Source organism: Pseudomonas sp. GM30 (assembly GCF_000282275.2).
Classification (GTDB): Bacteria; Pseudomonadota; Gammaproteobacteria; order Pseudomonadales; family Pseudomonadaceae; genus Aquipseudomonas.
Genome location: NZ_AKJP02000030.1, coordinates 1 through 24,506, shown reverse-complemented (window position 1 = coordinate 24,506; position 24,506 = coordinate 1). Strand labels below are relative to the sequence as shown.

The following is a 24,506-nucleotide window of genomic DNA, read 5'->3' as shown; positions in this document are numbered from 1 at the left end:
CAAATTGTTGCCAAGTATCTTTTACAGCAGGTCTTTTATCAACAATTCAGCGACCTGCACAGCATTCAGGGCTGCGCCTTTGCGTACGTTATCTGACGTCAGCCACAGATTAAGTTCCGCCATGTCGTCAACGCCGTTGCGCACCCGACCGACATAGACAACGTCCTGCCCCACCGCGTCACCCACTGCGGTCGGATAATCGCCGGCTTCGACCAGCTCGATACCGGGTGCGTCTTCAAGGGCCGCGTTGACTTTTGCCAGGTCGACCGCGCTCGCTGACTGCAAGGTCACGCTATAGCTATCGCCAAAAAACACCGGGGCTTGAACGCAAGTGGCGGAAATCTTTAATAAAGGCTGCTTCAGTACCTGACGCAACTCGCGCACCAGGCGTTTTTCCAGCAGCGTGTGGCCCTGAGCGTCGGGCATGCCGACCTGGGCCAGCAGGTTGAAGGCCATCTGCCGGTCGAAGAAGGTCGGCTCCAGCGGACGCATGTTCAGCAACTCGGCGGTCTGTCGCGCCAGCTCGGTCACAGCTTCGCGACCTTGCGCGGACACGGCCAGATTGGCGGTGACGTTGACGTATTGCAGCTCGATCAGCTCAAGCAACGGTGCCAGCACCACCGCCAGCGTCGTCGCCGACGGGCTTGGGCTGCTGACCTGGAACGGCGCTTTCAGACCGGCAATGACCTCGGCATTGGCTTCCGGCACCACTTGCGGCGCCTGCTCGGCCGGCAATGCGCCGGACAGATCGATCAGCGAGCAACCGGCGGCATGAGCACGCGCCGCGTAGCTCAGGGAAACGGCAGCGCCTGCGGCGAAGAACACCAGTTTGACCTTGCTGAAATCGAACTCGTCAACTTCACGCACGCGCACGTTCTTGTTGCGAAACAGCACCGAGCTGCCGGCGGATTCGCTGCTGGCGAGCAGATGCAGGTTACCAACCGGGAAGTCGCGTTCTTCGAGAATCTGTACGAGGGTTTCGCCGACAGTACCGGTGGCGCCGATTACGGCAATATCTAGGGTCTGGGTCATGGTTCTACCTCTGGCGAAACGGGGGGAGCGGCACTTTACCGGGTGACTGGCATGCAGGCAATTTCTGTCGGAATTTGTAGCGCCTGTACCGGCCCCTTCGCGAGCAAGCTCGCTCCCACAGGGGAATGCATTTCTAATGTGGGAGCGAGCTTGCTCGCGAAGGCGTCAGAACAGACAACGGGAAACCTGAGGCATAAAAAAACCCGCACCTCTCACAAGGCACGGGTTCTTTCATTGCATCAAGCGATCAACGCTCCAGCAAAATCCGCAGCATACGGCGCAGCGGTTCGGCCGCGCCCCATAGCAACTGATCGCCGACGGTGAAGGCACCGACGAATTGCGACCCCATGTTCAGCTTGCGCAGACGACCTACCGGTACGTTCAGGGTGCCGGTAACCTTGGTCGGGCTCAGCTCCTGCATGCTGATGTCGCGGTTGTTCGGCACCAGTTTGACCCAAGGGTTGTGCTGGCTGATCAGCCCTTCGATATCGGCGATCGGCACGTCTTTGTTCAGCTTGATGGTCAGTGCCTGGCTGTGGCAGCGCATGGCGCCGATGCGCACGCAGATGCCATCGACCGGGATCGGGCTCTTGAAGCGACCGAGGATCTTGTTGGTCTCGGCCTGGGCCTTCCACTCTTCGCGGCTCTGGCCGTTCGGCAGTTCCTTGTCGATCCACGGGATCAGGCTGCCGGCCAGCGGTACGCCGAAGTTTTCAGTCGGGTACGCGTCGCTGCGCATGGCTTCGGCCACGCGACGGTCGATGTCGAGGATCGCGCTGGCCGGGTCGGCCAGTTGATCGGCGACAGCGGCGTGAGTCGCGCCCATCTGCTTGATCAGTTCACGCATGTTCTGCGCACCGGCACCGGAGGCCGCCTGATAAGTCATGGCACTCATCCACTCGACCAGACCGGCTTCGAACAGACCGCCCAGACCCATCAGCATCAGGCTGACGGTGCAATTGCCGCCGATGTAGTTCTTGGTGCCCGCGTCCAGCTGCTGGTCGATGACCTTGCGGTTGACCGGGTCGAGAATGATCACCGCATCATCGTTCATGCGCAGGCTGGAAGCCGCGTCGATCCAGTAACCCTGCCAGCCGGCCTCGCGCAGCTTCGGGAACACTTCGCTGGTGTAGTCGCCGCCCTGGCAGGTCAGGATCACGTCGAGGGTTTTCAGCTCTTCAATGCTGTAAGCGTCCTTGAGCGGAGCAATGTCCTTACCCACGGACGGGCCTTGGCCACCGACATTGGAAGTGGTGAAAAACACCGGCTCGATAAGATCGAAATCCTGCTCTTCCAGCATCCGCTGCATGAGCACGGAACCGACCATGCCGCGCCAACCGATCAGACCTACACGTTTCATCGCAACTACACCTTCTTGAAAAGTGGGCCGCTGCTTTGTATTGAATTTCGCAGCGGGCCCGAGAGATTACAGATTCCGCAGCGCGGCGACTACTGCGTCACCCATTTCCTGCGTTCCGACTTTAGTGCAACCGGCCGAATGGATATCACCGGTACGCAGACCTTGATCCAGCACCACGCTGACGGCTTTCTCGATGGCATCGGCCGCATCGTGCAGATTGAAGCTGTAACGCAGCATCATCGACACCGACAGAATGGTCGCCAACGGGTTGGCAATGCCTTTGCCGGCGATGTCCGGCGCCGAACCGTGGCAAGGCTCGTACATGCCCTTGTTGTTCGAATCCAGCGAGGCCGACGGCAGCATGCCGATGGAGCCGGTGAGCATCGACGCTTCGTCGGAGAGGATGTCGCCGAACATGTTGTCGGTGACGATCACGTCGAACTGCTTCGGTGCGCGCACCAGTTGCATGGCGGCGTTGTCGACGTACATGTGGCTCAGTTCGACTTCAGGGTAATCCTTGGCAACCTGCTCGACCACTTCACGCCACAGTTGGCTGGACGCCAGCACGTTGGCCTTGTCCACCGAGCACAGCTTCTTGCCGCGAACCATGGCCATGTCGAAACCGACGCGGGCAATGCGGCGGATTTCACTCTCGCTGTATGGCAGGGTGTCGTAGGACTGACGCTCGCCGTTGTCCAGAGTACGGGTGCCGCGTGGCGCGCCGAAGTAGATGCCGCCGGTCAGCTCACGGACGATCAGGATATCCAGACCGGCAACAATTTCCGGCTTCAGGCTCGAAGCGTCGGCCAGTTGCGGGTAGAGGATCGCCGGACGCAGGTTGCCGAACAGGCCCAGTTGCGCACGGATCTTCAGCAGACCGCGCTCAGGGCGGATGTCACGCTCGATGGTGTCCCATTTCGGGCCGCCCACGGCGCCCAGCAGGACTGCGTCGGCAGCACGGGCACGCTCGAGGGTTTCGTCGGCCAGCGGCACGCCGTGCTTGTCGATGGCGGCACCACCGATCACGTCATGGCTCAGCTCGAAGCCCAGGCTGTACTTGTCGTTGGCCAGCTCCAGCACCTTGACCGCTTCGGCCATGATTTCCGGACCAATACCGTCACCTGGGAGAATCAGAATCTGCTTGCTCATGCTTTCCTCGTGTCTTCAATCGGTACGCTTATAACGGGCGCGCCGGGAAAAATTCTTATCGTTCGGCCATCAGCACAATCACATCTGTACTGAACGAGCCATCGGCATCAATCTCAAAATATTCGCGCACTTCGTTGCCCATCGACTGCTGCAACTGGCGGATCGCCGCACGCATCACCTCGGGCGTGCGCATGCGCTCGACCCAACTGCTGTATTCCAGACGCAGGCGCTGACGGGTGGTGCTGCGGGTATGCAGCCCGGCCTCGCTGACCTGACGCAGCCACTCGCCGGCGGAATAGTCACGCACGTGGCTGGTGTCGCGCAGCACTTCAACGCTTTGCAGATAGGTGTCGAACAATGGGCTGCCCGGTGACAACACGTCGATGAACGCTGCCACACCACCCGGTTTCAGCACCCGGCGCACTTCACGCAGGGCCACTGCGAGGTCGCTCCAATGGTGCGCCGAATAACGGCTGAACACGAAATCGAATTCGCCATCGGCAAACGGCAGGCGCTCGGCGGCGCCGTTGACCGTGGAGATGTTGGCAAACCCACGATCCACAGCCGCAGCAGCGACCACGTCGAGCATTTGCTGCGACAGGTCGTAAGCCACCACTTCCTTGACCAGCGGCGCCACATGAAAACTCACATGACCGGCGCCACAACCCAGATCCAGCACCCGGGCATCGCTCTGCCCTGCCAGCTCAGCCTGTAGCAGCGCGAATTCGGTGCCTTGCGCGTGAACGGCGCTGCTCAGGTAGGCGGCGGCCTGTTCACCGAATTGCTTTTGTACAACCTGGGTGTGCTGGGCGGTGCTGGTCATGGGGACTTCCTTTTGATCTTGGGATGCCTGTTCCGGCCTCATCGCTGGCAAGCCAGCTCCCACAGGTTTTGTGAACACCGCAAATACCTGTGGGAGCTGGCTTGCCAGCGATGGGGCCAGCTCTGACTACATCAGCTTCGAATCATTACGCATCGCGGAACAACCACGGCTGACTCACACGATGCTTGGCCTCGAACGCGGCAATCGCATCACCGTCCTGCAAGGTCAGGCCGATATCGTCCAGCCCATTGAGCAGGCAATGCTTGCGGAACGCGTCGATCTCGAAGCGGTACACCTTGCCGTTCGGGCTGGTCACGGTCTGCTCGTGCAGATCGATCTGCAATTGATAGCCCGGCTCGGCCTCGACCTGCTTGAACAATTCATCGACTTCAGCGTCGCTCAGGATGATCGGCAGCAAGCCGTTCTTGAAGCTGTTGTTGAAGAAGATGTCGGCGTAGCTCGGCGCGATGATGCTGCGGAAACCGTATTCTTCCAGTGCCCATGGCGCGTGTTCACGGCTGGAGCCGCAACCGAAGTTCTCGCGGGCCAGCAATACGCTGGCGCCTTGATAACGCTCGGCGTTGAGCACGAACTCCTTGTTCAACGGGCGCTTGGAGTTGTCCTGATACGGCTGGCCGACATCCAGGTAACGCCACTCGTCGAACAGGTTCGGACCGAAACCGGTACGCTTGATCGACTTCAAAAACTGCTTCGGGATGATCTGGTCGGTGTCGACGTTGGCACGATCCAGAGGCGCGACAAGACCAGTGTGCTGGGTAAAAGCTTTCATGCTGCGCTCTCCTTCAGATCAATTCACGAACGTCGATGAAACGACCGTTCACCGCCGCCGCAGCGGCCATGGCCGGGCTCACGAGGTGGGTACGACCACCGGCGCCCTGACGGCCTTCGAAGTTACGGTTGGAGGTCGAGGCGCAATGCTCGCCGGACTCCAAACGGTCCGGGTTCATCGCCAGGCACATCGAGCAACCCGGCTCACGCCATTCGAAACCGGCTTCGAGGAAGATCTTGTCCAGACCTTCGGCCTCCGCCTGCGCCTTCACCAGACCCGAACCCGGCACCACGATGGCCTGCTTGATCGTCGAAGCGACCTTGCGGCCCTTGGCGATCACGGCCGCAGCGCGCAAGTCTTCGATGCGCGAGTTGGTGCAGGAGCCGATGAACACGCGATCCAGCTGGATGTCGGTGATCGCCTGATTGGCGCTCAAACCCATGTATTTCAAGGCGCGGACGATCGAGTCGCGCTTGACCAGATCCATCTCTTTGGCCGGATCCGGCACGTTCTGATCAACGGCCAGGACCATTTCAGGCGAAGTGCCCCAGCTGACTTGCGGCTTGATCTGCGCGGCGTCGAGTTCGACTACGGTGTCGAACGTGGCGTCTGCGTCGGAGACCAGGTCTTTCCAGGCTTCAACCGCCTGATCCCACTGCGCGCCTTTTGGCGCGAACGGACGGCCCTTGACGTACTCGACGGTCTTTTCATCCGCTGCCACCAGCCCCACGCGGGCGCCGGCCTCGATGGACATGTTGCAGATGGTCATGCGGCCTTCGACGGACAGGTCGCGAATCGCGCTGCCGGCGAATTCGATGGCATGGCCGTTACCGCCGGCGGTGCCGATCTTGCCGATCACCGCGAGGACGATGTCCTTGGCGGTCACGCCGAACGGCAACTGGCCTTCCACGCGCACCATCATGTTCTTCATTTTCTTTGCGACCAGGCACTGGGTGGCGAGCACATGCTCGACTTCGGAAGTGCCGATCCCGTGTGCCAAGGCACCGAAAGCGCCGTGGGTCGAGGTGTGCGAGTCGCCGCAGACCACGGTCATGCCCGGCAAGGTTGCGCCCTGCTCCGGGCTGATCACGTGGACGATGCCCTGACGGATGTCGTTCATCTTGAACTCGACAATGCCGTACTCATCACAGTTGTCATCGAGGGTCTGAACCTGCAAACGCGAGACCTGGTCGGCAATGGCTGCGATGCCGCCCTTGCGCTCCGGCGTGGTCGGTACGTTGTGGTCCGGGGTCGCGATGTTGGCATCGATGCGCCACGGCTTGCGCCCGGCCAGACGCAGGCCTTCGAAGGCTTGCGGCGAGGTCACTTCGTGGATGATGTGACGATCGATGTAGATCAGCGCAGAGCCATCGTCGCGCTGTTTGACCAAATGCGAATCCCAGAGCTTGTCGTAGAGCGTTTTGCCGGCCATCAGACGGTTCCTCATCAGCTTGTTTCTATGCCCTGGGCTTATCAATAACCCTTTGGCTTGTGAGGCCGATCCTATGGGGTTAGATTAAATAACTCAAATTCATATTTTTTATGCTTTGGATAACCAACTGGAATACGATTCATGGATCTGGCCAACCTCAACGCTTTTATCGCCATCGCCGAGACCGGCAGCTTCTCCGGCGCCGGGGAACGCCTGCATCTGACGCAACCGGCGATCAGCAAACGCATCGCCGGACTGGAGCAACAATTGAAGGTGCGACTGTTCGACCGACTCGGTCGTGAAGTCGGCCTGACCGAGGCTGGACGCGCCCTGCTGCCCCGGGCCTACCAGATTCTCAACGTGCTGGACGACACCCGCCGCGCCCTGACCAACCTGACCGGCGAAGTCAGCGGCCGGCTGACCCTGGCCACCAGTCACCACATCGGCCTGCACCGCCTGCCGCCACTCTTGAGGGAATTCACCCGTCGCTACCCACAAGTGGCGCTGGATATTCAGTTCCTCGATTCGGAAGTGGCCTACGAAGAAATCCTCCATGGCCGTGCAGAACTGGCCGTGATCACCCTGGCGCCGGAGCCGCACACGCTGGTCAAAGCCACGCCCGTGTGGGACGACCCGCTGGACTTCGTGGTGGCACCGGAGCATTCGCTGATCAGCAATGGCGCCGTGAGCCTGGCGGACATTGCCGGCCATCCGGCGGTTTTTCCCGGAGGCAACACCTTTACCCACCATATTGTCCAACGCTTATTCGAGGCCCAGGGGCTGACGCCGAACATCGCCATGAGCACCAACTACCTGGAAACCATCAAGATGATGGTCTCCATTGGTCTGGCCTGGAGTGTTCTGCCACGCACCATGCTCGATGAACAGGTCGCGCGCATACCTTTGCCGGGCATACAGCTCAGTCGCCAGCTAGGCTATATCGTGCACACCGAACGGACGCTGTCGAATGCGGCAAGGGCTTTCATGGCCTTGCTGGATGCGCAAATCGATCTGCCAGGGACTCCAGGCTAACTTGTGCTACTCCTATAGAGCCGCTGTCCCTGTGCCTAACGCCACCATCAGCTCAAGGCCCGTTAACAATGCCGAAATCTGTTGACCGAATTCCGCCGATGCCGCGTATTCAGGCCATTGATCCGCGACGTTCCGAGCAGAGCTGGGAGAGTGCGCCGCAATTGCTCGCCGCACTCAACGGCGCCCGGCTCGGCGCCTGGTATTGGGACATCGAGCGCGGGCAGATCAGCTGGTCTCGGGGCACCCAGGCGCTGTTCGGCTTCGATCCTCGGCAACCGCTGCCCCAGGATCTGGAATATCTCGACCTGCTGCCGCCCGAGGACCGGGCGAAAACCGTGCGCGCCTTCCACGCGGTGATTGCCGGCGCCCCGCTGGAACAGGCGATGCACCACCGCATCCGCTGGCCCGACGGCAGCCTGCACTGGCTGGAAATCAGCGGCAGCCTGCTGCCGGACAAACACGGCCGTCCCCGAATGATCGGGGTGATTCGCGAAATCACCCACCAGCGCCAGCGCGAACAGGCCCTGAGCAGTTCGGAGAAACGTTTCGCCACACTCTTTCACCTGTGCCCGAACATGGTGCTGCTGACGCGCCAGGAAGACGGCCTGATCAGCGAGGCCAACCAGTATTTCGAAAGCCTGTTCGGCTGGCCGGTGCAGAGCGCCATTGGCCGCACCACACTGGAACTGGGCCTGTGGGTACACCCCGAGCAACGCGCAGAGCTGGTGAAAAAGACCAAGGCCAAAGGCGAATTGATCAGCATGGAAGTGCAGTTCCGCGCCAGCAACGGGCAGATTCATGACGGTATCCTCAGTGCGCAAAAGGTCGAACTCGAAGGCCAGCCGTATCTGCTCAGCACGTTTCTCGACACCACCGAACGCAAAGTCGCCGAACACGCCTTGAAAGACAGCCAGGAACGCCTTGATCTGGCGCTGGACTCGGCGCAACTCGGCACCTGGGACTGGCACATCCCCAGCGGCATGCTCTACGGCTCGGCGCGGGCCGCGCAATTGCACGGGCTGGAGCCGATTCCGTTTCACGAATCGTTCGAGGAGTTCTTCGAAGGCGTGCCCGGCGAGGAGCGCGACAGCATGCGCGACGCCTACCGCAGCCTGCGTGAAGGCCCGGCGGGCAACTATCAACTGACTTATCGCGTGCAGCTGGCGGATGGCAGTTCGCGTTATCTGGAAAGCCGCGCCCGCCTCTACCGTGACGAAAACGGCGCGCCGCTGCGCATGGCCGGAACCCTGCTGGACATCACCGATCAGGTCGAACGCGAGCAGCGTCTGGTCGCCTCGGAAGAGAAATTTGCCACCCTGTTCCAGGTCAGCCCCGACCCGATCTGCGTCACCCGCCAGGACAGCGGCGAGTTCATCGAAATCAACAACAGCTTCACCCAGACCTTCGGCTGGAGCGCTGCCGACGTGATCGGCCGCACCGCTGAAGACATCGGCCTGTGGGATGCTTCGGCAAAAAGCCTGCAACGCATCGAGCGGGTGATCCGCGAACAGGGCCTGAGCAATGTGGCAATCATCGTCCAGCACAAGGACGGCCAGTCGTTGACCTGCGTGATTTCCAGCCGGCAGATCAGCGTCGGCAATCAGCCGTGCATCGTCACCACCTTGCGCGACATCACCCAGCAACAGCGCTCCGAAGCCGCACTCAAGGCCAGCGAAGAGAAATTCGCCAAGGCGTTTCACTCCAGCCCCGACGCGATCACCATCACCGAACGTGACACCGGGCGCTATCTGGAAGTCAACGACGGTTTCTGCCGCCTCACCGGCTATCGTGCCGAAGAAGTGGTGGGCAAGACCGTGTACCAGATCGGCATCTGGGCCGAAGAGAAACAACGCTCGGCGCTGCTTGCCGAACTGCAGATCAAGGGCCGCGTGCACCATCAGGAAATGCTCGGGCGCAACAAACGCGGCGAACTGCTGACGGTGGAAGTGTCGATCGAACCGATCACCCTCAACGAAACCGCGTGCCTGCTGCTGACCGCCCGGGATGTGAGCCTGCTGAAAAACGCCGAAGCGCAGATCCGCCATCTGGCCTATCACGATCCGCTGACCAATCTGCCCAACCGCGCCTTGCTGATGGATCGCCTGAGCCAGCAGATCGCCCTGCTCAAGCGCCACAACCTGCGCGGTGCGCTGCTGTTCCTCGACCTTGACCACTTCAAGCACATCAACGACTCGCTGGGCCACCCGGTCGGCGACACGGTGCTGAAAATCATCACCGCGCGACTCGAAGCCAGCGTGCGCATGGAGGACACGGTGGCGCGTCTCGGCGGCGATGAGTTCGTGGTGCTGCTCAGTGGCCTCGAAGGCACGCGCAACGAGGTCAGCGCACAAGTGCGGGAACTGGCCGACACCATTCGCGAGCTGCTCTCGGAGCCGATGTTCCTCGACGGCCAGCGCCTGCAGGTGACACCGAGCATCGGCGTGGCACTGATTCCCGATCACGGCTCGACCCCGACCGACCTGCTCAAACGCGCCGACATCGCCCTGTACCGGGCCAAGGATTCCGGGCGCAACACCACGCAGATGTACCACAACACCATGCAGAAAGCGGCCAGCGAACGGCTGCGCATGGAGACCGATCTGCGCCTGGCGTTGTCGCGCGGCGAGTTCAACGTGCATTACCAGCCGCAGGTCGATGCGCAGGACAACCGCATCATTGGCGCCGAGGCGCTGGTGCGCTGGAATCACCCGGAACTCGGCGCGCAATCGCCCACTGAGTTCATCAAGGTGCTGGAAGACAGCGGCCTGATTCTGGAGGTCGGCACCTGGATCCTCGACGAGGCCTGCGAGGCGTTCAAACAATTGATCGCGCTGAAACTGGTCGATCCGCTCAACTTCAGCCTGTGCGTGAACATCAGCCCACGACAATTCCGCCAGAACGACTTCGTCGAACGCATCGAACACAGCATGATCAGCCACGGCCTGCCCTGCTCGCTGCTGAAACTGGAGATCACCGAAGGCATCGTCATCCAGAACCTGGATGACACCATCATCAAAATGCGGCGTCTGAAAAAACTCGGCGTGAGCTTCGCCATGGACGATTTCGGCACCGGCTATTCATCGCTGACCTACCTCAAGCGCCTGCCGGTCGACACCCTGAAAATCGACCAGTCGTTCATCCGCGACGCGACCACCGATCCCAACGACGCCGAAATCATCCGCGCCATCGTCGCCATGGCCCGCAGCCTGGAACTGGAAGTGATTGCCGAAGGCGTGGAGACACCGGAGCAACTGGCGTTCCTGCAGGGGCTGGGCTGCCATTTGTATCAGGGTTACCTGCACAGTCGGCCGGTGGCACTGGATGAGCTGAAAAAGATGCTCGAATGACGGGCACAAAAAAAGGGCGCCAGTGGCGCCCTTTTTTCTTGCTCGGCCTTATTGCAGAACCGGCTTCTGCGCTCCGTTGATCGGGATGCGCTTGGCTTTCGCTTCTTCCGGGATCACGCGCAACAGGTCGATGCTCAGCAGACCGTTGCTCAGATCGGCGGCCTTGATTTCGATGTGATCGGCCAGGCGGAAGGACAGCTTGAAAGCCCGCTGGGCAATGCCTTGATGCAGGAAGGTCACGCCTTCGTTGGCATCACGCTTGCCGCCACTGATGGTCAGCACACCCTTCTCGACTTGCAGCTCCAGGTCTTCCTCCTGGAAACCGGCGGCCGCTACGACGATGCGGTATTGATCGTCACCGTGTTTTTCCACGTTGTAGGGTGGGTAGGTGCTGCCTGGCTCGTTGCGCAACGCGGTTTCGAACAGGTCGTTGAAACGGTCGAAACCCACCGAGGAACGGAACAGTGGTGCCAGGGAAAATGCAGTACTCATGGTTCAAATCTCCTGAAAACAATCAGCAAGTTTTTGTGTCTCCGCGACCCGAATTCGGCATCGCGTACCCCTTAGATAGGGGCCGCCAAAATGATTTCAAGAGATTATTTGCAGATTTTTTTCAGGCTGCTTCGGCAACCGGCAAACCCAGTAAACGCGAGACTTGATACGGCTCTGTCTCGCGACGCAGCACGGTAAACAGCTCGGTGGCTTCGGGATAATTGCGCGTCAGCATCGCCAGCCATTGCTTCAAGCGACCGGGCGATTGGCGTGCAGTCATCTGCGCCTTGGCTTGCAGCCAGAAGTCCTGAATCAGCGGCAGCAACTCGGCCCAGGTCATCTCGACCACGTCTTCGCCGGCCCGTGCGGCAGCGATCTGTTTCGCCAGATCGGGACGTGACACCAGGCCGCGCCCGAGCATGATGTCTTCGACGCCGCTGATCTCGCGGCAACGGCGCCAGTCTTCGACGCTCCAGATATCGCCATTGGCGAACACCGGCACCTTGACCACGTCCTGCACCCGCGGGATCCACTCCCAATGCGCCGGCGGCTTGTAGCCATCAACCTTGGTCCGGGCATGCACCACGATGTGCTCGGCGCCGCCCTCGGCCAGCGCGGTGGCGCAGACCAGCGAGCCATCCGGGCTGTCGAAACCCAGGCGCATCTTCGCGGTGACCGGGATGTGTGCCGGCACGGCGCGGCGCACGTGCTCGACGATGGAGTTGAGCAGCTCCGGCTCCTTGAGCAGCACCGCCCCGCCCCGGGACTTGTTGACGGTTTTGGCCGGGCAGCCGAAGTTCAGATCGATGACTTGCGAGCCGAGCTCGCAGGCCAGTGCGGCGTTTTCCGCCAGGCACACCGGATCAGAGCCGAGCAATTGCACGCGCAGCGGCACGCCGGCACGGGTGCGGGCGCCGTTGAGCAGCTCCGGGCCGAACTTGTGGAAGTAAGCCGGGGTGAGCAACTGATCGTTGATCCGAATGAACTCGGTCACGCACCAGTCGATGCCGCCAACGCGGGTCAGCACGTCGCGCAGGATGTCGTCGACCAACCCCTCCATGGGCGCCAGGGCAATTTGCATGGGGAAAACACTACTCAGGAAGAAAAAACGTGCGGCAGTTTACTGGATATCGCAAGAAACCGCAGATCCCTTGTAGGAGTGAGCCTGCTCGCGATAACGGTGGGTCAGATAGATGGATGCTGACTGACACACCGCTATCGCGAGCAGGCTCACTCCTACAGTTTAGATTTGAGTTGTTTCTGAACTTTGGATTGCCGGGCCGTAACCCTCGATGAACTCCGCCGGCATGCGCTTGGGCTTGCCGCTGGACAGTTCGATGCAGACGAAGGTGGTCTGGGCACGCAGCAGGGTGGCGTTGTCGCTCGGGCGGATCAGCTGGAAGTGCCGGGTCATTTTCAGGCGCTGGTCCCAATCGACGATCCAGGTCGCCAGTTGCAGCTCATCACCTTCGTAGGCCGCCGCCAGATAATCGATTTCGTGACGCACGACGGCCATCGCCCGATCCAGACGCCGGTACTCGACCAGATCCAGCCCCAGACGCTGCGAGTGGCGCCAGGCGCAGCGTTCGAGCCAGGTCACGTACACCGCGTTGTTCGCGTGGCCCAGCCCGTCGATGTCTTCGGCGCCTACTTGCAGATCAATGGTGAACGGCGTTGCCCGATCCCAGCCCATGCCCCACTCCCGGTCAGATTATTCAACCGGGGCAGTGTAACGGATGTCAGGCCGATTGCCGCGCTTGAAGGCTGCGCCCCGCCAACAGTGATAACACACCATCAACCACCCGAGGGTCAGCCAGCACCCGCTGGTGGCCGCCGCTCTCCAGGCGCATCAGGCGGCTGTCGAACCAGGATTCGTGGATCAATTGCGATTCCTTGACCGAGACGAAGGTATCGTCCTCGGCATGCACGATCAGGCCCGGCATATCCAGCTGATAGTGCGCGACATCAAGGGTCGCGGCGCGCATGCCGACGTCCTGCTCGACCTGGCGGATGAATGCCGAGCGCGCCCGCGGCGGCATGCCGACGTAGCGAGCGAAACCGCGCAGTACGCCGAGAATCCGCGCGGGAGCAGCGATGCTGACCAGGGTTTCTGTGCGCAGGCCCAGTTGCACCGCGAGCATGGCACTGGCGCCGCCCATGGAGTGGCCGATGACGGCTTGAAGCGGTGGCAGCTCGGCTGCGGCCTCAAGCATGGCGCGAGCGAACAGCACGACGTTGGCTTCACGCCCCGGTGAACGACCATGGGCCGGACCATCGAGGGCAACGACCGTGTAACCGGCCTCGACCAGTGCGGTGATCAACGCTGCAAACTGGGTGGGCCGCCCCTCCCAGCCGTGCATCAGCAACACCGCCGGGCCCTGCCCCCAGCGCAGCGCCGACAGGCCGAAGCGCAGGGTAATCCGCTCGGAACTCGCCAGCAATGGCAACTCCCAATCTCGCAGCGGCAGCGCGCGCGGCGTCATGAACGCTGTGCGCATTTTGCTCGCTACCTGCTTTGGTGCAATCCAGCCCAAGGTGCCATTAACGCCACGAACCCACTTCAACGTGTTCATCGCTCTCTCCCAAGGCCTGTTGCCTTCAGGTCAACGCACCGCCGACTTGGCGGCGCGCAGCAATCGATCGGATAAATCGCCCGGGCCCAGCGCTCTTGCCAGCGCCAGACCACCCACCATCAACGCCACATCGGCCAACGCTTTGTCGGTGTCCTCGGGGCTGGACGCCAACTGCGCGATCATCAGTTCCAGGTGTTCGTTCAGCGCGATGCGGAAGGATTCCGGCAGACGCCCCAATTCGCCAATGGACGCCGGAATCGGACATGCGGCGTCGCTGGAATCACGGTGTTTGCGCGACAGATAGAACGCAGCAACCAGGGCGCGACGCTCTTCACCGGTCAGCTCGGAGTCCATGTCGGCAATCAGGTCGCGCCGCCGGCTGAGCAGTTGCTTGAACGCCTCGAGCATCATCGCGTCCTTGCTTTCGAAGTGCGCGTAGAAACCACCGACGGTCAGGCCGGCGGCGCCCATCACTTCGCCCACGCTGGGATCCGCCGGGCCACGCTGCATGAGTGCGGCGCTGGCAGCCTTGAGGATGCGTTCGCGGGTTTGAGCTTTTTTATCGTTCATCGTTGCCTCCGAATATTACGACTAGAATATTATTCGCATAATAATATTCCGCAAGTCGAGGATATGACCGCTGGTCTGAAGCACAGTGTAAGGAAAAAGGAGAATTGGCCAAACGCCAGACAAACAAAAGGGCCATTCAATAATTGAATGACCCTTATAAATCCCGCAGAGCGGGTAATCGTGGCGTCCCCTAGGGGACTCGAACCCCTGTTACCGCCGTGAAAGGGCGGTGTCCTAGGCCACTAGACGAAGGGGACACAAACCCTTCTATACAGCTGATCAGTGCTGAGATCTGATCTGATTCAAGGCCGGTGTGGCCAGACCTTGAACTGTAAAATTGGTGGAGCTAAGCGGGATCGAACCGCTGACCTCCTGCATGCCATGCAGGCGCTCTCCCAGCTGAGCTATAGCCCCGGATTTTTCGCCTCGCGGCGGAGTGACATCTTGCAACATCACTTCTGTAAAACTGGCGTCCCCTAGGGGACTCGAACCCCTGTTACCGCCGTGAAAGGGCGGTGTCCTAGGCCACTAGACGAAGGGGACGCAAACCCTTCTATACAACTGATCAACGCTGAGTGTTGATCGCTTCGGAGCCGGTGTGGCCAGGCTTCGAAGTGTAAATTGGTGGAGCTAGACGGGATCGAACCGTCGACCTCTTGCATGCCATGCAAGCGCTCTCCCAGCTGAGCTATAGCCCCTCATCGTTGATGTCATCGCTGAGGACGGGGCGAATCTTAAGGGCGTATCGAAAGCCTGTCAAACTTATTTTTGAAAAATTTCAAAGTTTTTTGTCGGCATAACAATCACTTACCGCCCTCCCCCCGAAAATCCGGGGGAAAAACGCCGAAGGCCGGAATCAAACGATCCCGGCCTTCGGCGGTTACCGCAGAGTCAGACGTGCTCAGGCAATCGCGCCCAGCAGCTTTTCCCACTCTTTGTTTTCTTTCTTCGACACGCCGCCCAGTAGGTCGATCGCCTGGCGCAGACGGAAACGAGTCAGGTCCGGACCGAGGATTTCCATCGCATCGAGCACCGACACCGAACTGGCCTGCCCGGTAATCGCGGCAAACATCAATGGCATCGCATCGCGCAGCTTCAGTTCAAGGGACTCGACCACCGCCTGAATCGTCGCAGTGATGCTGTCCTTCTCCCACTGACGCAGGCTTTCCAGCTTCCACAGGATCAATTGCATCAACTGACGCACCTGATCACCGGAAAGCTTTTTCGATTCGAACAGCTTGGCATCCGGGTTTACGCCACCGGCAAAGAAGAAGCCGCCCAGCGGTGCAACCTGGCTGAAGGTTTCAACGCGGCCCTGAACCAGCGGCGCGATCTTCATCATGTATTCGGAGTTGAACGCCCACTTTTGCACTCGCGCGGCGAATTCTTCCACCGGCAGATCTCGCAACCACTGGCCGTTGAGCCACGACAGTTTCTCGATGTCGAAGATCGGCCCGCCGAGGGACACACGCTTGAGGTCGAAGTTGTCGACCATTTCCTGCAGCGAGAACTTCTCGCGCTCGTCGGGCATCGACCAGCCCATGCGACCGAGGTAGTTGAGCATAGCCTCCGGCATGAAGCCCATGCGCTCGTAGAAAGTCACCGAGGTCGGGTTCTTGCGCTTGGACAGCTTGCTCTTGTCCGGGTTACGCAGCAGCGGCATGTAGCACAGCTCCGGTTGTTCCCAGCCGAAGTATTCGTACAGCAGAATCAGTTTCGGTGCCGATGGCAGCCATTCTTCGCCACGCAGCACGTGGGTGATGCCCATCAGGTGGTCGTCGACCACGTTGGCGAGGAAGTACGTCGGCAGGCCGTCGGTCTTCATCAGCACTTGCATGTCCATGCGATCCCACGGGATCTCGACATCGCCACGCAGCATGTCCGGCACCACGCAGACGCCTTCGGTCGGCACTTTCATGCGGATCACGTGCGGTTCGCCGGCGGCCAGACGAGCGGCGACCTCTTCCTTCGACAGCAACAGTGCGCGGCCGTCATAACGCGGGGTTTCGCCGCGCGCCATCTGCTCGGCGCGCATCTGATCCAGCTCTTCAGCAGTGCAGAAGCACGGGAACGCGTGGCCCATGTCGACCAGTTGCTGGCAATACTTCTGATAGATATCGCCACGCTCGCTCTGCCGGTACGGGCCGTGCGGGCCGCCGACGTCCGGGCCTTCGCTCCAGTCGATACCCAGCCAGCGCAGGGCGTCGAAGATCTGCTGTTCCGACTCGCGGGTCGAACGCAACTGGTCGGTGTCTTCGATGCGCAGGATGAACTCACCGCCATGCTGCTTGGCAAAGCAGTAGTTGAACAATGCGATGTAAGCGGTACCTACGTGGGGGTCCCCGGTAGGCGATGGCGCGATGCGAGTGCGGACGGTGGTCATGGCATGTCTCGAAAAGAATGAAAAGCAAAACAATCAAGCGGCGAATGGTAACAGGCGACACCCGCCCCGCTCCAGCGGGCAGGGCATTTAAGCCAAGTTTGCGGCTGGAACGCCCATAGACCGTGGTGACGGGCCGAATATCAGCCATTGGCATTTACCGTTTATCGGCGGTATGCCAGATTCAGCCGCAGATAACTTTCCTTACAATTCCTCGACTACAGTTTGCCCATGCCTGCCCAACTCAAGCGTCGCCTGTTTATTTTCCTGCTCCTGGTTCTGTTGATTGCCGGGGGCTTCTTCGCCCACTGGTTTTTCAAGGGCCGTTTTTATGAAAGCACCGATAACGCCTATGTCCAGGGCGAGATCACCCGCGTCTCCAGCCAGTTGAGCGCGCGCATCGACGAAGTGTTGGTGCAGGACAACCAGCACGTGGAAAAAGGCCAGTTGCTGGTGCGCCTTGAACCCAATGATTTCCGCCTCGCCGTCGACCGCGCCAATGCCGCCCTCGCCACCCGCGAAGCCGAGCGTTTGCAGGCACAAAGCAAATTGACCCAACAATCGAGCCTGATCGCCGCCAGCGACGCGCAAGTGGCGACCACCCAGGCCACGCTTGGCCGTTCGCAGATGGATTTGTCGCGAGCCGAAACCTTGCGCAAACCCGGTTACGTTTCCGAAGAACGGGTGACCACCCTCTCCGCTGACGCCCACATTGCCCGCTCGCAAGTGGCCAAGGCCCAGGCCGATGCGCAGAGCCAGCGCCAGCAGGTCAACGCACTGACGGCCGAGATCAAACGCCTCGACGCACAGATCGCCAACGCCCGCGCCGATCTGGCGCAAGCCGAGCTCAACCTGACCCGCAGCGAAATCCACGCACCGATCAGCGGCCTGGTCGGCCAGCGTGCCGCGCGCAACGGTCAGGTGGTGCAGGCCGGCGCGTATCTGCTGTCGATCGTCCCGGACGAAGACATCTGGGTGCAGGCCAACTTCAAAGAAACCCAGATCGGCCACATGCAGCCCGGACAAAAAGCCGAGCTGACCTTCGATGCCTACAGCGACACGCCGATCGAAGCGCGGGTCGACAGCCTGTTCGCCGCCTCGGGCGCACAGTTCAGCCTGCTGCCGCCGGACAACGCCACCGGCAACTTCACCAAAGTCGTGCAGCGGATTCCGGTGAAACTCACCTTCAATGCCGACAACCCGCTGCACGGCAAGATTCGCCCAGGCATGTCGGTCACCGCCACCGTGAACATCAAAGACGCCCCAGACAATGGCCGGTGATTCGCTGATCCGCCCGGTCGGCGAACCGACCCGGCGGGACTGGATCGCGGTGATGAGCGTGATGCTCGGCGCCTTCATGGCGGTGCTCGATATCCAGATCACCAACTCTTCACTCAAGGACATTCAGGGCGCGCTGTCGGCGACGCTGGAAGAAGGCTCGTGGATTTCCACGTCGTATCTGGTCGCGGAAATCATCATGATCCCGCTGACCGCATGGCTGGTGCAGCTGCTCTCGGCGCGTCGGCTGGCGGTGTGGGTTTCCCTGGGTTTTCTGATTTCGTCCTTGCTGTGTTCGATGGCCTGGAGCCTCGAAAGCATGATCGTCTTTCGCGCCATGCAGGGCTTCACCGGCGGCGCGCTGATTCCGCTGGCGTTCACCCTGACCCTGATCAAACTCCCCGAACACCATCGCGCCAAGGGCATGGCGATGTTCGCCATGACCGCGACCTTCGCCCCGTCCATCGGCCCGACCCTCGGCGGCTGGCTCACGGAAAACTGGGGCTGGGAATACATCTTCTACATCAACATTCCGCCGGGGCTGATCATGATCGCCGGGCTGATGTACGGGCTGGAGAAGAAGGAAGCGCACTGGGAACTGCTGAAAAGCACCGACTACACCGGGATTCTCACCCTCGGTGTCGGCCTCGGTTGCCTACAGGTATTTCTCGAAGAAGGCCATCGCAAGGACTGGCTCGAATCAAACCTGATCGTGACCTTGGGCAGCATTGCCCTGCTCAGCCTGATCACCTTCGTCATCGTGCAGATTTCCAAACCCAACCCGCTGATCAACCTCGGCATCCTGCGCAATCGCAACTTCGGTTTGTCGAGCATTTCCAGCCTCGGCATGGGCGTCGGGCTGTATGGCTCGATTTATCTGCTGCCGCTGTACCTGGCGCAGATCCAGAACTACAACGCCCTGCAGATCGGCGAAGTGATCATGTGGATGGGCGTGCCGCAGCTGTTCCTGATCCCGCTGGTGCCCAAGCTGATGAAATTCGTCTCGCCGAAGTGGCTGTGCACCCTGGGCTTCGGGCTGTTCGGGCTGGCGAGTTTTTCGTCGGGGGTGCTCAACCCGGATTTCGCCGGGCCGCAGTTCAATCAGATCCAGATCATCCGGGCGCTGGGTCAGCCGCTGATCATGGTGACCATTTCGCTGATCGCCACCGCATACATCCTGCCGCAGGACGCGGGGTCGGCGTCGAGCCTGTTCAACATCCTGCGCAACCTCGGCGGCGCGATCGGCATCGCCCTGCTCGCCACGCTATTGGATGCTCGGACCAAGACTTACTTCGATTATTTGCGTGAAGCGGTGGTGCCGACCAATCCGCAGGTAGCCGAGCGGCTGGCGTCGATGACCGACCGCTTTGGCAGTGACACGGCGGCGCTCGGCAAGTTGAGTGAGATCGTGCATCAGCAGGCGCTGATCATGGCCTACAACGATGCGTTTCACTTTGTCGGGATTGCACTGGGGGTCAGCATGCTGGCGATCTTGTTGACCAGGAAATTGCCTCAAGGGCTGAAGGCTGGGGAATCTCATTAAGAGCGAGTCGCCCCATTCGCGAGCAAGCTCGCTCCCACAGGGGTTTTGTGAACGACACAATTCCAATGTGGGAGCGAGCTTGCTCGCGAAGAGGTCCGACCAAACACTGCAAATCTTCAGACAGCCAAAAGCCGCTCACGCAACTTGGCAATCTCATCGCGCATCTGCGCCGCTGCCTCAAATTCCAGATCCCGCGCCAACTGGTACATCTTCTCTTCCAGCGCGCGAATGCGTTTGGTGATTTCGCTTGGCGAACGCAGTTCGGCTTCGTACTTGGCGTTTTCTTCGGCGGCCTTGGCCATGCCCTTGCGCTTCTTGCTGCGCGAGCCAGGTACAGTGGCGCCTTCCATGATGTCGGCGACGTCTTTGAACACGCCCTTCGGGGTGATGCCGTTTTCCAGGTTGAAGGCGATCTGCTTGTCGCGACGACGCTCGGTCTCGCCAATCGCCCGCTCCATCGAGCCGGTAATCCGGTCGGCGTAGAGAATCGCCCGGCCATTGAGGTTCCGCGCGGCCCGGCCAATGGTCTGGATCAGTGAGCGCTCGGAACGCAAGAAGCCCTCCTTGTCCGCGTCGAGAATCGCCACCAGCGACACTTCCGGCATGTCCAGACCTTCACGCAGCAGGTTGATCCCCACCAGCACATCGAAGGTGCCCAGACGCAGGTCGCGGATGATCTCGACCCGTTCGACGGTGTCGATGTCCGAGTGCAAGTAACGCACGCGCACGCCGTGGTCGGCGAGGTAATCGGTGAGGTCTTCGGCCATGCGTTTGGTCAGCGTGGTGACCAGCACCCGCTCCTCGACCGCCACGCGCTTGGTGATTTCCGAGAGCAAATCGTCGACCTGAGTCAGCGCCGGACGCACTTCAACCTGCGGGTCGACCAGACCGGTCGGACGCACCACTTGCTCGACCACGCGCCCGGCGTGTTCGGCCTCGTAATTGCCCGGCGTCGCCGAGACGAAAATGGTCTGCGGGCTGACCCCTTCCCACTCGTCAAAACGCATTGGCCGGTTGTCCAGCGCCGACGGCAAGCGGAAGCCATATTCGACCAGGGTTTCTTTACGCGAACGGTCGCCCTTATACATCGCGCCGACTTGCGGCACGCTGACGTGGGATTCGTCGATCACCAGCAAGGCGTCGGCCGGCAGATAGTCATACAGCGTTGGCGGCGCGGCACCGGCCGGACGTCCGGACAGGTAGCGCGAGTAGTTTTCGATGCCGTTGCAGTAACCCAGTTCGAGGATCATTTCCAGATCGAAACGGGTGCGCTGCTCCAGACGCTGGGCTTCCACCAGTTTGTTGTTGCTGCGCAGGTATTCGAGACGTTCCTGCAATTCGACTTTGATGTGTTCGATGGCGTCGAGCAGGGTCTCGCGCGGTGTCACGTAGTGACTCTTCGGGTAGAAGGTGAAGCGCGGCATTTTGCGGATGACTTCGCCGGTCAGCGGGTCGAACGCGGAGATGCTTTCGACTTCGTCATCGAACAGCTCGATGCGGATCGCTTCCAGATCGGATTCCGCCGGATAGATGTCGATCACGTCGCCGCGCACGCGGAACGTCGCCCGGGCAAAATCCATGTCGTTGCGGGTGTATTGCAGGTCGGCCAGACGCCGCAGCAAGGCGCGCTGATCGAGTTTGTCGCCGCGATCGACGTGCAGCACCATCTTCAAATAGGTTTCCGGGCTACCGAGACCGTAGATGCACGACACCGTGGTGACGATGATCGCGTCCTTGCGTTCGAGCAACGCTTTGGTCGCGGACAGGCGCATCTGTTCGATGTGGTCGTTGATCGACGCGTCCTTCTCGATGAAGGTGTCGGACGACGGCACATAGGCTTCGGGCTGGTAGTAGTCGTAGTAGGAAACGAAATACTCGACCGCGTTGTTCGGGAAGAACGCCTTGAACTCGCCATACAGTTGCGCGGCGAGGGTCTTGTTTGGCGCCAGCACCAGCGTCGGGCGCTGTACCTGCGAGATGACATTGGCGATGCTGAAGGTCTTGCCCGAGCCGGTCACACCGAGCAGCGTCTGGTGCGCCAGCCCGGCTTCGATGCCCTCGACCAATTGGCGGATCGCTTCTGGCTGATCGCCGGCGGGCTCGAAGCGGGTGACTAGCTGGAATTCGGACATACACACCTCTGGGATCGCGGCTCGCGCAGAAAACAGCCGAGCCGCGGGGATGACCGCAAACGACCGTTGTCGCCCAAGGAAAAACGAAGATTGTGCTCAATGTGGAGCCGATTGCCTCGCCTTTCAAGGCAAACGTCCTACATCCGGTAAAGTCTCTGACAGAGTCAATCGACTAACGGTCAAGAAATAATCGGAAAAACTTGCCTGAAAAGCTGAATCGCCTGTCGCCATTGCTCAGTGATGGCCTCTATACTAGCTCCCCGTTTGTGCACCGCTCTAGTGCATTCGGCTGGAGCGCGACACGTCCCTCCACTCTCCATTCAGAGCCGCCGTAATAATGAGCCTGTTCTCCGCTGTCGAAATGGCACCCCGCGATCCAATCCTGGGCCTCAACGAAGCATTCAACGCCGATACCCGGACCACCAAGGTCAACCTGGGTGTAGGTGTTTACTGCAACGAAGAGGGGCGAATTCCCCTGCTGCGCGCGGTGATCGAAGCCGAAACCATTCGCGCTGCTCAGCACGCCTCCCGTGGCTACCTGCCGATCGACGGCATCGCCGCCTACGACCAGGCGGTGCAAAAGCTGCTGTTCGGTAACGACTCGCCGCTGATCGCTGCCGGTCGCATCGTCACCACTCAGGCCGTCGGCGGTACCGGCGCGCTGAAAATCGGTGCCGACTTCCTCAAGCAACTGCTGCCGAACGCCGTCGTGGCGATCAGCGACCCGAGCTGGGAAAACCACCGCGCGCTGTTCAAAACCGCTGGCTTCCCGGTGCAGAACTACCGTTACTATGACGCCGCCACCCACGACGTGAACCGTGCCGGCATGCTCGACGACCTTAACGCCCTGCCGAACGGCTCGATTGTTGTGCTGCACGCCTGCTGCCACAACCCGACCGGCGTCGACCTGACCCCGGCCGACTGGAAAAACGTGCTGGACGTGGTCAAGGCCAAAGGTCACGTGCCGTTCCTCGACATGGCTTACCAGGGTTTCGGCGACGGCATCGATGAAGACGCCGCAGCCGTGCGTCTGTTCGCTGAATCGGGCCTGACCTTCTTCGTTTCGAGCTCGTTCTCCAAGTCGTTCTCGCTGTACGGCGAGCGCGTTGGTGCCCTGTCGATCGTCAGCGAATCGAAAGAAGAAAGCGCGCGCGTGCTGTCGCAGGTCAAGCGTGTGATCCGCACCAACTACTCCAACCCGCCAACTCACGGTGCCAGCATCGTCGCCGCCGTGTTGAACAGCCCGGAACTGCGCGCCCAGTGGGAAGCCGAACTGGCAGAAATGCGCCTGCGCATTCGCGGCATGCGCGAGCAGATGGTCGCCCTGCTGGCCGAAAAAGCCCCGCAGCGTGACTTCAGCTTCGTCGGCCGTCAGCGCGGCATGTTCTCCTACTCCGGCCTGACCACCGAACAGGTGCACCGCCTGCGCAACGAGTTCGGCATCTACGCCCTGGACACCGGCCGCATCTGCGTCGCGGCACTGAACCAGAGCAACATCAAAGCGGTAACGGATGCGATCGTTCAGGTCATCTGATTTCGCCTGGCAATGAAAAACGGGAAGCCTTGGGGCTTCCCGTTTTTTATTTGTCCCGGAATGATGTCCACACCCTCTAGACTGCACACAAATCAACCTGTAGGAGTGAGCCTGCTCGCAATAGCGGTGGGTCAAGCAATGATGCTTCGGCTGACAAGACGCTATCGCGAGCAGGCGAAGGCCTACAGAGTTTTGTGTTTATCCAAGAATTCTGTGAGAACCCAAATGAAAAACGACAACCTGCGCGCCGACCGTGACGACCTGGATGATTTCATTCCGCGCACTACGGCCAAACGCGAAAAAAACCTGGTGCTGCAAGTCGCCGCCGGGGTGTTTCTCGGCGGTCTCGCCCTGTGGCTGGTGCAACTGGCGGCCACCGCAGCGTACGCCAAATTGCTGCTCGGAACGATTACCTTCGGCAGTTAAGCCAGTTCGCTCGCGCGCTGACTCGCGGCATCGTCATAGGCGACGTAGAGCGATTCGGCAATCTGGCTTTTGATCGCCTTGGTGCTTTCCAGGCCGAGCACGAAACCTTCGGCTTTACCGCCAGCGCGATTGAGTTCCTCAGCCGTGCCGGCCTGAGTGATTGCGTCGAAGAGTTTCTCGGCGTGGGGGCCAACGCCCTTGGGCAGACTGATTTGCGCGATGCTCATGCGAGCACCTCGTTGTTGCGGATTGCAGGCTTCATGGCGCGTACCTTTTCGGCGAATGGCCGGCAGCGCGTGTGACCACTTCCGGGCAGCCATGGTAGACCTGTGAGGCGGTTCTGGTAATCGCCAATCGCTGACAAATCACCGTCCGTCCTGCTGACAGCAGAAATTTTACACCCGATGCTTGACTTCTCTTTTTGAATCAGTAACATACGCACCAATTCCGCAATAGCTCAGTTGGTAGAGCAAATGACTGTTAATCATTGGGTCCCTGGTTCGAGTCCAGGTTGTGGAGCCAAATAGCAAAGCCCCTGAATTGAAAGATTCAGGGGCTTTTTTGTGGGCGTTCGAAAAGTCAAAAGATCAAAAGATCAAAGGATCGCAGCCTT

20 protein-coding genes and 5 tRNA genes are annotated in these 24,506 nt (G+C 60.5%); 7 read left to right on the top strand and 18 right to left on the bottom strand.

Annotation, left to right across the window (positions count from 1 at the left end):
- Nucleotides 1-21: 21 nt before the first annotated feature.
- The 6 genes from PMI25_RS23575 to leuC form a co-directional block, all read right to left on the bottom strand.
- The gene (locus PMI25_RS23575) at nt 22-1,032 is read right to left on the bottom strand and encodes an aspartate-semialdehyde dehydrogenase (protein ID WP_007962197.1); all 1,011 of its coding nucleotides are present in this window, start codon (nt 1,030-1,032) and stop codon (nt 22-24) included.
- A 247-nt stretch (nt 1,033-1,279) separates the two neighbouring features.
- The gene (asd, locus tag PMI25_RS23570; protein ID WP_003226428.1) at nt 1,280-2,392 is read right to left on the bottom strand and encodes an aspartate-semialdehyde dehydrogenase; all 1,113 of its coding nucleotides are present in this window, start codon (nt 2,390-2,392) and stop codon (nt 1,280-1,282) included.
- 66 nt (nt 2,393-2,458) lie between these two features.
- A complete protein-coding gene (leuB, locus tag PMI25_RS23565; protein ID WP_007969236.1) occupies nt 2,459-3,541 on the bottom strand; it encodes a 3-isopropylmalate dehydrogenase in 1,083 nt (360 codons plus the stop codon).
- Nucleotides 3,542-3,596: 55 nt separating this feature from the next.
- Entirely contained in the window at nt 3,597-4,364 is a 768-nt protein-coding gene (locus PMI25_RS23560; RefSeq protein ID WP_007969235.1) for a class I SAM-dependent methyltransferase, read from the bottom strand.
- Nucleotides 4,365-4,509: 145 nt separating this feature from the next.
- Complete coding sequence (gene leuD / locus PMI25_RS23555; RefSeq protein WP_007969234.1) at nt 4,510-5,154, bottom strand: 3-isopropylmalate dehydratase small subunit; 645 nt, start codon at nt 5,152-5,154, stop codon at nt 4,510-4,512.
- A gap of 13 nt (nt 5,155-5,167) precedes the next feature.
- Nucleotides 5,168-6,586 carry a 3-isopropylmalate dehydratase large subunit gene (gene leuC, locus PMI25_RS23550; RefSeq protein WP_007969233.1) on the bottom strand — a complete coding sequence of 473 codons (1,419 nt, stop codon included), beginning with the start codon at nt 6,584-6,586 and terminating at the stop codon, nt 5,168-5,170.
- 141 nt (nt 6,587-6,727) lie between these two features.
- Between leuC and PMI25_RS23545 the strand changes: the two genes are divergently transcribed.
- Both PMI25_RS23545 and PMI25_RS23540 read left to right on the top strand, forming a co-directional pair.
- The gene (locus PMI25_RS23545) at nt 6,728-7,618 is read left to right on the top strand and encodes a LysR family transcriptional regulator (protein WP_007969232.1); all 891 of its coding nucleotides are present in this window, start codon (nt 6,728-6,730) and stop codon (nt 7,616-7,618) included.
- A 68-nt stretch (nt 7,619-7,686) separates the two neighbouring features.
- Complete coding sequence (locus tag PMI25_RS23540) at nt 7,687-10,965, top strand: sensor domain-containing protein (protein WP_007969231.1); 3,279 nt, start codon at nt 7,687-7,689, stop codon at nt 10,963-10,965.
- Between the two features lie 48 nt (nt 10,966-11,013).
- On the opposite strand, the gene PMI25_RS23535 is transcribed toward PMI25_RS23540, so the two are convergent.
- From PMI25_RS23535 to gltX, 10 genes are all read right to left on the bottom strand, one after another.
- A complete protein-coding gene (locus PMI25_RS23535; protein WP_007969230.1) occupies nt 11,014-11,457 on the bottom strand; it encodes an Hsp20 family protein in 444 nt (147 codons plus the stop codon).
- A gap of 121 nt (nt 11,458-11,578) precedes the next feature.
- A complete protein-coding gene (locus PMI25_RS23530; protein WP_007969228.1) occupies nt 11,579-12,538 on the bottom strand; it encodes a tRNA dihydrouridine synthase in 960 nt (319 codons plus the stop codon).
- Between the two features lie 162 nt (nt 12,539-12,700).
- On the bottom strand, nt 12,701-13,150 hold the full coding sequence (locus PMI25_RS23525; RefSeq protein WP_007969227.1) for an acyl-CoA thioesterase: 450 nt from the start codon (nt 13,148-13,150) through the stop codon (nt 12,701-12,703).
- A 46-nt stretch (nt 13,151-13,196) separates the two neighbouring features.
- The gene (locus PMI25_RS23520) at nt 13,197-14,030 is read right to left on the bottom strand and encodes an alpha/beta fold hydrolase (RefSeq protein ID WP_007969226.1); all 834 of its coding nucleotides are present in this window, start codon (nt 14,028-14,030) and stop codon (nt 13,197-13,199) included.
- Between the two features lie 30 nt (nt 14,031-14,060).
- Entirely contained in the window at nt 14,061-14,600 is a 540-nt protein-coding gene (locus PMI25_RS23515; RefSeq protein ID WP_007969225.1) for a TetR/AcrR family transcriptional regulator, read from the bottom strand.
- A gap of 181 nt (nt 14,601-14,781) precedes the next feature.
- Nucleotides 14,782-14,857, bottom strand: a tRNA-Glu gene (locus PMI25_RS23510).
- An 81-nt stretch (nt 14,858-14,938) separates the two neighbouring features.
- Nucleotides 14,939-15,014, bottom strand: a tRNA-Ala gene (locus PMI25_RS23505).
- 53 nt (nt 15,015-15,067) lie between these two features.
- Nucleotides 15,068-15,143, bottom strand: a tRNA-Glu gene (locus tag PMI25_RS23500).
- A 79-nt stretch (nt 15,144-15,222) separates the two neighbouring features.
- Nucleotides 15,223-15,298: transfer RNA gene (locus PMI25_RS23495), tRNA-Ala, on the bottom strand.
- 203 nt (nt 15,299-15,501) lie between these two features.
- Nucleotides 15,502-16,983: a glutamate--tRNA ligase gene (gene gltX, locus PMI25_RS23490; protein ID WP_003226448.1), complete on the bottom strand. Its 1,482-nt coding sequence runs from the start codon at nt 16,981-16,983 to the stop codon at nt 15,502-15,504.
- Between the two features lie 228 nt (nt 16,984-17,211).
- Between gltX and PMI25_RS23485 the strand changes: the two genes are divergently transcribed.
- Both PMI25_RS23485 and PMI25_RS23480 read left to right on the top strand, forming a co-directional pair.
- A complete protein-coding gene (locus tag PMI25_RS23485; protein ID WP_007969224.1) occupies nt 17,212-18,261 on the top strand; it encodes an HlyD family secretion protein in 1,050 nt (349 codons plus the stop codon).
- Nucleotides 18,262-18,310: 49 nt separating this feature from the next.
- Nucleotides 18,311-19,801 (top strand): MDR family MFS transporter, encoded by a 1,491-nt coding sequence (locus PMI25_RS23480; RefSeq protein ID WP_177325742.1) that lies wholly within the window; start codon nt 18,311-18,313, stop codon nt 19,799-19,801.
- A 116-nt stretch (nt 19,802-19,917) separates the two neighbouring features.
- Here the strand turns inward: PMI25_RS23480 and uvrB are convergent, their stop codons facing one another.
- A complete protein-coding gene (uvrB, locus tag PMI25_RS23475) occupies nt 19,918-21,933 on the bottom strand; it encodes an excinuclease ABC subunit UvrB (RefSeq protein ID WP_007969222.1) in 2,016 nt (671 codons plus the stop codon).
- A 337-nt stretch (nt 21,934-22,270) separates the two neighbouring features.
- On the opposite strand from uvrB, the gene PMI25_RS23470 reads away from it, so the two are divergent.
- The gene (locus PMI25_RS23470; protein WP_007969220.1) at nt 22,271-23,467 is read left to right on the top strand and encodes an amino acid aminotransferase; all 1,197 of its coding nucleotides are present in this window, start codon (nt 22,271-22,273) and stop codon (nt 23,465-23,467) included.
- A 225-nt stretch (nt 23,468-23,692) separates the two neighbouring features.
- Nucleotides 23,693-23,893: a hypothetical protein gene (locus tag PMI25_RS23465; RefSeq protein ID WP_007969217.1), complete on the top strand. Its 201-nt coding sequence runs from the start codon at nt 23,693-23,695 to the stop codon at nt 23,891-23,893.
- Here PMI25_RS23465 and PMI25_RS23460 read toward each other — a convergent pair.
- Nucleotides 23,890-24,120 (bottom strand): hypothetical protein, encoded by a 231-nt coding sequence (locus PMI25_RS23460; protein WP_007969215.1) that lies wholly within the window; start codon nt 24,118-24,120, stop codon nt 23,890-23,892. The two genes, PMI25_RS23465 and PMI25_RS23460, sit on opposite strands and share 4 nt — an antisense overlap.
- Nucleotides 24,121-24,339: 219 nt before the next feature.
- Between PMI25_RS23460 and PMI25_RS23455 the strand changes: the two genes are divergently transcribed.
- A tRNA-Asn gene (locus PMI25_RS23455) sits at nt 24,340-24,415 on the top strand.
- Nucleotides 24,416-24,506 lie beyond the last annotated feature (91 nt).

What these genes read in the sequence shown, in the direction of transcription:
- PMI25_RS23575 (WP_007962197.1), bottom strand. Translation starts at nt 1,032, where the DNA reads ATGACCCAGACCCTAGATATTGCCGTAATCGGCGCCACCGGTACTGTC.
- asd (WP_003226428.1), bottom strand. Translation starts at nt 2,392, where the DNA reads ATGAAACGTGTAGGTCTGATCGGTTGGCGCGGCATGGTCGGTTCCGTG.
- leuB (WP_007969236.1), bottom strand. Translation starts at nt 3,541, where the DNA reads ATGAGCAAGCAGATTCTGATTCTCCCAGGTGACGGTATTGGTCCGGAA.
- PMI25_RS23560 (WP_007969235.1), bottom strand. Translation starts at nt 4,364, where the DNA reads ATGACCAGCACCGCCCAGCACACCCAGGTTGTACAAAAGCAATTCGGT.
- leuD (WP_007969234.1), bottom strand. Translation starts at nt 5,154, where the DNA reads ATGAAAGCTTTTACCCAGCACACTGGTCTTGTCGCGCCTCTGGATCGT.
- leuC (WP_007969233.1), bottom strand. Translation starts at nt 6,586, where the DNA reads ATGGCCGGCAAAACGCTCTACGACAAGCTCTGGGATTCGCATTTGGTC.
- PMI25_RS23545 (WP_007969232.1), top strand. Translation starts at nt 6,728, where the DNA reads ATGGATCTGGCCAACCTCAACGCTTTTATCGCCATCGCCGAGACCGGC.
- PMI25_RS23540 (WP_007969231.1), top strand. Translation starts at nt 7,687, where the DNA reads ATGCCGAAATCTGTTGACCGAATTCCGCCGATGCCGCGTATTCAGGCC.
- PMI25_RS23535 (WP_007969230.1), bottom strand. Translation starts at nt 11,457, where the DNA reads ATGAGTACTGCATTTTCCCTGGCACCACTGTTCCGTTCCTCGGTGGGT.
- PMI25_RS23530 (WP_007969228.1), bottom strand. Translation starts at nt 12,538, where the DNA reads ATGCAAATTGCCCTGGCGCCCATGGAGGGGTTGGTCGACGACATCCTG.
- PMI25_RS23525 (WP_007969227.1), bottom strand. Translation starts at nt 13,150, where the DNA reads ATGGGCTGGGATCGGGCAACGCCGTTCACCATTGATCTGCAAGTAGGC.
- PMI25_RS23520 (WP_007969226.1), bottom strand. Translation starts at nt 14,030, where the DNA reads ATGAACACGTTGAAGTGGGTTCGTGGCGTTAATGGCACCTTGGGCTGG.
- PMI25_RS23515 (WP_007969225.1), bottom strand. Translation starts at nt 14,600, where the DNA reads ATGAACGATAAAAAAGCTCAAACCCGCGAACGCATCCTCAAGGCTGCC.
- gltX (WP_003226448.1), bottom strand. Translation starts at nt 16,983, where the DNA reads ATGACCACCGTCCGCACTCGCATCGCGCCATCGCCTACCGGGGACCCC.
- PMI25_RS23485 (WP_007969224.1), top strand. Translation starts at nt 17,212, where the DNA reads ATGCCTGCCCAACTCAAGCGTCGCCTGTTTATTTTCCTGCTCCTGGTT.
- uvrB (WP_007969222.1), bottom strand. Translation starts at nt 21,933, where the DNA reads ATGTCCGAATTCCAGCTAGTCACCCGCTTCGAGCCCGCCGGCGATCAG.
- PMI25_RS23470 (WP_007969220.1), top strand. Translation starts at nt 22,271, where the DNA reads ATGAGCCTGTTCTCCGCTGTCGAAATGGCACCCCGCGATCCAATCCTG.
- PMI25_RS23465 (WP_007969217.1), top strand. Translation starts at nt 23,693, where the DNA reads ATGAAAAACGACAACCTGCGCGCCGACCGTGACGACCTGGATGATTTC.
- PMI25_RS23460 (WP_007969215.1), bottom strand. Translation starts at nt 24,120, where the DNA reads ATGAGCATCGCGCAAATCAGTCTGCCCAAGGGCGTTGGCCCCCACGCC.